The sequence below is a fragment of the Flavobacterium sp. A45 genome, assembly GCF_002001005.1.
Classification (GTDB): domain Bacteria; phylum Bacteroidota; class Bacteroidia; order Flavobacteriales; family Flavobacteriaceae; genus Flavobacterium.
In genome coordinates, this window is the sequence record NZ_MUNX01000054.1 from 1 (window position 1) to 6,303 (window position 6,303).

Annotated in this window: 6 protein-coding genes and 1 other RNA gene; 3 read left to right on the plus strand and 4 right to left on the minus strand. The window is 33.7% G+C overall.

All coding sequences use genetic code 11. The features are described from left to right. Positions 1-116: 116 nt before the first annotated feature. Positions 117-1,556, plus strand: coding sequence for an MFS transporter (locus B0E44_RS03630; protein ID WP_077370843.1), 1,440 nt, complete (start codon positions 117-119; stop codon positions 1,554-1,556). A gap of 266 nt (positions 1,557-1,822) precedes the next feature. Here the strand turns inward: B0E44_RS03630 and fsa are convergent, their stop codons facing one another. The 4 genes from fsa to ffs all read right to left on the minus strand — a co-directional run bounded on the left by fsa (position 1,823) and on the right by ffs (position 3,916). Beyond that, positions 1,823-2,479: a fructose-6-phosphate aldolase gene (gene fsa / locus B0E44_RS03635; protein ID WP_077370844.1), complete on the minus strand. Its 657-nt coding sequence runs from the start codon at positions 2,477-2,479 to the stop codon at positions 1,823-1,825. Between the two features lie 153 nt (positions 2,480-2,632). Beyond that, positions 2,633-2,833, minus strand: a complete 201-nt coding sequence (locus tag B0E44_RS03640; RefSeq protein WP_077370845.1) for a hypothetical protein — start codon at positions 2,831-2,833, stop codon at positions 2,633-2,635. A 4-nt stretch (positions 2,834-2,837) separates the two neighbouring features. Then, positions 2,838-3,641 (minus strand): SDR family oxidoreductase, encoded by an 804-nt coding sequence (locus tag B0E44_RS03645; RefSeq protein ID WP_077370846.1) that lies wholly within the window; start codon positions 3,639-3,641, stop codon positions 2,838-2,840. Positions 3,642-3,818: 177 nt separating this feature from the next. Further along, positions 3,819-3,916: signal recognition particle sRNA small type (ffs, locus tag B0E44_RS03650), an RNA gene on the minus strand. A gap of 87 nt (positions 3,917-4,003) precedes the next feature. Between ffs and B0E44_RS03655 the strand changes: the two genes are divergently transcribed. Then, positions 4,004-5,053, plus strand: a complete 1,050-nt coding sequence (locus B0E44_RS03655; RefSeq protein ID WP_077370847.1) for a glutaminyl-peptide cyclotransferase — start codon at positions 4,004-4,006, stop codon at positions 5,051-5,053. Between the two features lie 6 nt (positions 5,054-5,059). After that, positions 5,060-6,301, plus strand: coding sequence for an imidazolonepropionase (gene hutI, locus B0E44_RS03660; RefSeq protein WP_077370848.1), 1,242 nt, complete (start codon positions 5,060-5,062; stop codon positions 6,299-6,301). Positions 6,302-6,303 lie beyond the last annotated feature (2 nt).

Consider the following 6,303-nt stretch of genomic DNA (forward strand, 5'->3'; position numbering starts at 1 on the left):
GTATAAAAGTGTAAAACTTTATATCTTAAAATTTTTTTTTGAATTTCTTAACAAATATATTTACAGTCTTGCAGCATCAAAAAATTAATAATAACCAAAAAATTAAATTTTAAATTATGAGTTCAGAAAATGTGCAAACCAAATGGGGACAATTCATCCCCTTAGTCATCGTATTCTTCTTTTGGGGATTTGTTGCTGCAAGTAACGATATTCTTATCCCCGTTTTTAAAACAGCATTTAACTTAACGCAAGGTGAAAGTCAATTAGTAGCTTTTGCATTTTATATTGCATATACAGTAGGTTCTCTTATTTATATGGGAATTTCATATTTAATAAAAGAAGATTTAGTAAATAAAATTGGTTACAAAAACGGATTGTCAGTAGGGTTATTCATTTCTGCATTGGGAACACTTTTGTTTTATCCAGCAGCAAATACTGGATCTTTTCCCTTAATGTTGGCAGGTCTTTTTATTGTTGGCCTAGGATTTTCACTGCAACAAACCGTTGCAAACCCTTTAGCAATTGCCTTAGGACCTATTAAAACTGGTTCTCAGCGTCTAACTTTGGCTGGAGGTATCAATAACCTCGGTACAACAATTGGACCATTAATTGTAAGTTTTGCCATTTTCGGTTCCAATACAAATGAGAATACAACAGCAAGCATTGAAAGTGTAAAAATCCCTTACCTTGTATTAGGATTTGCATTTTTATTGGTAGCGATTTTATTAAAATTCTCATCATTACCTGAAAGACCAGAATTAATTGAAGAAGATGATTCTCAAGACAAAACATCTGTAAAAAAATCAGCCCTACAATACCCACAATTGGTTATGGGGATGATTGCCATATTTTTATATGTTGGAGTTGAAGTTTCTACGGCAAGTAATTTACCTGCTTATATGGAAAGTAAATTAGGCTTTTTGACCAAAGATGTTGCTCCATATATATCTTTATATTGGGCGAGTTTGATGATTGGTCGTTGGACTGGAGCAGTTGAAGCTTTTACCGAGAATATGAGCCTTTTAAAAATATTGCGTTTTATTGCTCCTTACTTGGCTTTTGGCGTATTTTTAGTTGTAAACGCTATTGCGAACCACGATTTAACTCCTTTTTACATCTACGGATTAGTGATTTTTGTATTAATTGCTGCTGATATGGCGAGTAAAGGAAATCCAGCCAGAATGTTGTTAATTTTTTCTTCATTAGGTATTTTGGCAACAGCCGTCGGTATGGTAACTACAGGAATGATCAGTGTTTATGCTTTTACGAGCGTTGGTTTGTTTTGTAGTACTCTATGGCCTTGTATCTTTACTTTGGCAGTAAGCGGATTAGGAAAACACACTAGTCAAGGAAGTAGTTTCCTAATCATGATGATTATGGGTGGTGGTTTTGTTAGCGTATTCCAAGGTTGGGTTGCCGAAATCATCGGAATACAATCTAGTTATATAGTAGGTATAATTTGCTTTGCTTACCTTGTATTCTATGCATGGAAAGTAAGCAGAATTCTAAAAGCACACGGTATCGATTTTGACCAAAAAGTATCCGGCGGACATTAATAAACATTCTGTTTCAAAAATACAGTATTCATTAAAATGAATACAAAAAAATCTCATTCACGTTTGTGAATGAGATTTTTTTTTACCCACAATCCAAATCGATGAGAATCCCATATTTGAATTTTATTTGAACCTATAATCAAATATTGAATTTTCAGCCAATTTCAGTAAAAACTAAAAAAGGTCTCATTTCGCAATAAAATGAGACCTTTTATTTATAATTCTCTTGACTGAAACTGCAGTCAAAAAACTGAAAACTTTCTTCCTTACTTGTTTCCTTTTTCGAAATCAGCAACAAATTGAGCCAAACCGATATCTGTCAATGGGTGTTTCAATAAACCGTAAATCGCAGAAAGAGGTCCTGTCATTACATCAGCTCCAATTTTTGCACAGTTTACGATATGCATAGTGTGACGAACAGAAGCTGCTAGAATTTGAGTTTCATAACCGTAGTTATCATAAATCTCTCTAATTTCCTCAATCAAAGCCAAACCATCTGTAGAAATATCATCCAAACGGCCAATAAAAGGAGAAACATAAGTTGCCCCTGCTTTCGCAGCCAATAAAGCTTGACCAGCAGAAAATACTAGAGTTACATTCGTTTTAATTCCTTTATCAGAGAAATACTTAGCAGCCATTACACCTTCTTTTGTCATAGGTAATTTAACAACGATTTGTTCGTGCAAATCGGCCAATTCTTCACCTTCTTTTACCATTCCGTCATAATCCAAAGCATTTACTTCGGCACTCACATCTCCATCAACCAAATTACAGATATCAACATAATGTTTCAAAATGTTGTTTTTCCCTGTAATTCCTTCTTTAGCCATCAATGACGGATTAGTAGTTACACCATCTAAAACACCTAATGCTTGTGCTTCTTTAATTTGAGCTAAATTAGCCGTATCAATAAAAAATTTCATAATATATTATATTTAATTGTGTTCCTTTCTTAGGCGTGTTTGCCGAAAAAGCAAACCAGACTTTCCGCTGTATCTTTTATTTTTTAAAGAAAAAAATAAAAGGATGCCGCTTCAATCCTTCACGCAAATTTTGTGCAAAATTACAACTTATAATTATCTATCAGAATTCTTTTTATTTAATTCTTTCAATTCATCTCTAATTTCTTCAAGAACATTGAGCATATCTTCTTTATAAAGCTCTGTATTATTAATTCTATTACTCAATCTTTGCAAACCTATTCTAATAATAATCCATGAAATAAGAATGACAAGCACCCCAAGAAATACTGGCAAATAATTACTAATACTTTCCATATTTTTATAGTTTATAATGATTCATAAGCATTTTTTCATACACTTTGTCCGGCAGGATTCTCTTTAGGACAATAGAAAACTTTTGCATAAAAGCGCCTACTTTATAATGAATTTTAGGAGACGGATTTTGAATAATTGCAAAAACTGCTTCCGCCATTTCATTTGGATTGCTTCCACTATCAACATGTTCATCCATAGTTTTTAAATTATTCCCATATGAAACCTCATAAGCAGAACCTTTTATGACTGGTGCATGAAAACGGCCTGCAGCAATATTGGTTGCAAAATCACCAGGAGCAATATTTGTAATATGAATACCAAATGACTTCACTTCCATACGCAAGGCTTCGGTAATTAATTCCAAAGCTCCTTTTGAAGCCGAATAAACACTGCGGTAAGGCAACCCCATATATCCCGCAATTGAAGTAACATTAATAATTAATCCCGATTGTTGTGAACGCATTTGTGGCAAAACTGCTTTCATTACTTCAATTGGTCCAAAAAAGTTGGTTTCAAAATTATTTTTGATTTCTTCCATCGGAATTTCCTCCAAAGGTCCCGTAATACCAACGCCAGCATTATTAATCACAACATCTAACCTCCCTGAAATTGCTACTATTTTGGCCACAGCCAATTGAATAGTATCTGCATCCCTAACATCCAAAGCAATTAATGGGAAAATAGAATTAAGCACCCGTTCTGGATTACGGCTCGTTCCATATACCACAAAACCTTTATGATGCAAAAATTCACCGATAGACTTCCCTATTCCCGAAGAACCTCCTGTAATTAATACTACTTTATTCATTTTATCAGTTGTTAGTTATCAGTTGTTAGTTATCAGTTGTTAGTAATATTAATCAGCAAATAATAAAACCTAATTTTTGTTTTTTAATATTCTGAAATCTAAATTTCGGTTTGGGTAAAAATAAAAAAATCCTCCCGAAGGAAGACCACTTTTGTATAATTCTTGTAAAAATAAAAAAAATGGCAAGCGATCTACATCGCACCGCTCAACCACGTACCCTTGCTATGTTCCCATCCTGGGGGAGTCTGCAGGAGCTGGTCGTGTAGGACTTGCCGGTGCAAATATACAACCTTTTTATATTTTTGCAAGCGCTTTGCTCTAATAAAATAACGTTGTATATTGGTCTCTTCAAAATTTAAACCATGAAAAAACATAACTTATTAATTCCCATTTTATTAGGAATAACATTAATTGGGTGCGGAGACACAAAAAAAAGTGAAAATTCTTTATTTACCATCGATGATTCTGCTTTTCCTGCTCATTTTACCTCACCAGAATCAGTTTCCATAGGTGTTTTAAACCCAAAATCGAAAGAAATTGACAGTATTGTTTACTTTGTAAACGATAAAAAAGTTGGAAGCAGAAAAGGTTCTGAAAAATTTAAATTTGAATTAAAAGATCAAAAACTAGGTTATCAATTCTTAAAAGCTACTATTTATTTTGGTTCAGATTCATCAGATGCAACCAAAAGAATTGAACTGGTTTCGAATGTGACTCCAAAATTATTAAAATATAAAATTGTAAATACTTATCCTCACGATACGGCTTCCTTTACCGAAGGTTTAGAATTTTACAATGATACATTATATGAAAGTACAGGACAAAAAGGAACATCCTATTTTAGAAAATATGATTATAAAACCGGTAAAGTTTACAAACAGATTGATTTAGATTCAATGTATTTCGGAGAAGGAATCACTTTCATAAACGGTAAATTATATCAATTGACTTGGGAAGAAAAAACAGGTTTTATATATGATGCCAAAACTTTAAAATTAGAAAAAAAATTCACTTACGAAAAAGATATTGAAGGCTGGGGAATGACAAATGACGGCACTTATATTTACCAAACCGACAAAACAGAAAAAATTTGGAAAATGGATCCAAAAACCCAAAAAATGATTGATTATGTCAACGTATATTCTGGAAATTCCAAAGTTAAAGCCATCAATGAATTGGAATGGATAAATGGTAAAATTTACACTAATGTTTGGCAAAAAGACGCAATTGCAGTCGTAAACCCAAATACAGGAGCAGTTGAAGGAATTTTGAATATGTCAGGTTTACGTAAATTTTTGAAAGTTACACCTGACGATGTTTTAAATGGAATTGCCTATAATCCAAAAACTAAAACCATTTTTGTAACTGGTAAGAATTGGGACAAAATGTTTGAAATAACTATTTCTGAATAAATATAAATGACAACATTAATAGTTAATATAAAAGAACTGCTTCAAGTTCGCGAAAATTCCATTTTAAAAGTATCTGGAGCTGAAATGGCTATTTTGCCAACAATCAAGAATGCTTTTTTACTTATCAAAGACGATTTGATCGCTGATTTTGGGTCTATGAATGATTTACCAAAGATTATTGCAGATACCACTATTGACGCCACAGGAAAAATAATACTCCCATCTTGGTGTGATAGCCATACACACATCGTTTACGCTGGCAATCGCGAACAGGAGTTTGTTGACCGTATTAACGGGATGACCTACGAAGAAATCGCCAATCGTGGCGGCGGAATCTTAAATTCAGCCAAAAAGTTAAACGAAACTACTGAAGAAGAAATTTACAACCAATCGAAAGCACGTCTTGAAGAAGTAATTCGATTAGGAACTGGAGCTGTTGAAATTAAATCGGGATACGGGCTCACCATTGACGGAGAACTCAAAATGCTTCGCGTTATTCGACAATTAGCTCAAAACTACCCCATAACAATAAAAGCAACTTTTCTTGGCGCTCATGCCTACCCTACCGCTTTTAAAGACAATAAAAAAGGATATATTGACTGCATTATCAATGAAATGCTTCCTGAAATTGCCAAAAATAAATTAGCTGACTTTATTGATGTCTTTTGCGAAACAGGTTATTTTTCCGTTGAAGAAACTGAAAATATCATGGAAGCAGGAATTCAGTCTGGCTTAAAGCCAAAAATCCATGTCAATCAATTCAATTCAATTGGCGGAATCCAAGCTGGCGTAAAATACAATGCCCTTTCATTAGATCACTTGGAAATCATGAATTCTGAAGATATCGAATCTTTAAAAAATACTGAAACAATGCCAGTTGCATTGCCTTCCTGCTCTTATTTTTTGAGCATTCCTTATACTCCGGCTCGTGAAATGATAGCTGCGGGACTTCCATTAGCTCTTGCAACTGATTACAACCCTGGCTCTACTCCATCAGGAAATATGAATTTTGTTGTTGCCACTGCTTGCATCAAAATGAAAATGACTCCTGAAGAAGCCATTAATGCAGCCACTATAAACGGCGCTTATGCTATGGGGATTTCAAATACTCATGGAAGTATTACAAAAGGAAAAAAAGCCAATTTAATCATTACAAAAGCGATACCTTCCTATTATCAATTGCCTTACGCTTTTGGTAGTAACCTAATTGACAGCATTATACTCGATGGTCAAATTATAGAGTACTAATT

Bases quoted from the DNA above. Each gene is read 5' to 3' on its own strand.
- B0E44_RS03630 (WP_077370843.1), top strand. From the start codon at position 117: ATGAGTTCAGAAAATGTGCAAACCAAATGGGGACAATTCATCCCCTTA.
- fsa (WP_077370844.1), bottom strand. From the start codon at position 2,479: ATGAAATTTTTTATTGATACGGCTAATTTAGCTCAAATTAAAGAAGCA.
- B0E44_RS03645 (WP_077370846.1), bottom strand. From the start codon at position 3,641: ATGAATAAAGTAGTATTAATTACAGGAGGTTCTTCGGGAATAGGGAAG.
- hutI (WP_077370848.1), top strand. From the start codon at position 5,060: ATGACAACATTAATAGTTAATATAAAAGAACTGCTTCAAGTTCGCGAA.
- B0E44_RS03655 (WP_077370847.1), top strand. From the start codon at position 4,004: ATGAAAAAACATAACTTATTAATTCCCATTTTATTAGGAATAACATTA.
- B0E44_RS03640 (WP_077370845.1), bottom strand. From the start codon at position 2,833: ATGGAAAGTATTAGTAATTATTTGCCAGTATTTCTTGGGGTGCTTGTC.